At 49.6% G+C, this 262-nt stretch carries 1 rRNA gene; it reads left to right on the top strand.

What is annotated here, in order from left to right:
- A 16S ribosomal RNA gene (locus tag GTP90_RS36265) occupies nt 1-262 on the top strand; the annotation flags it as partial.

Below are 262 nucleotides of genomic sequence, written 5' to 3'. Positions count from 1 at the left end.
AGATTAAAACTCAAAGGAATTGACGGGGACCCGCACAAGCGGTGGATGATGTGGATTAATTCGATGCAACGCGAAAAACCTTACCTACCCTTGACATGGATGGAATCCTTGAGAGATTGAGGAGTGCTCGAAAGAGAACCATTACACAGGTGCTGCATGGCTGTCGTCAGCTCGTGTCGTGAGATGTTGGGTTAAGTCCCGCAACGAGCGCAACCCTTGTCATTAGTTGCTACGAAAGGGCACTCTAATGAGACTGCCGGTG

This window comes from Duganella vulcania (assembly GCF_009857655.1).
Taxonomy (GTDB): Bacteria; Pseudomonadota; Gammaproteobacteria; order Burkholderiales; family Burkholderiaceae_D; genus Rugamonas; species Rugamonas vulcania.
The sequence above is the reverse complement of the archived record's forward strand: the minus strand, read 5'-3'. Positions and strand labels throughout refer to the sequence as shown.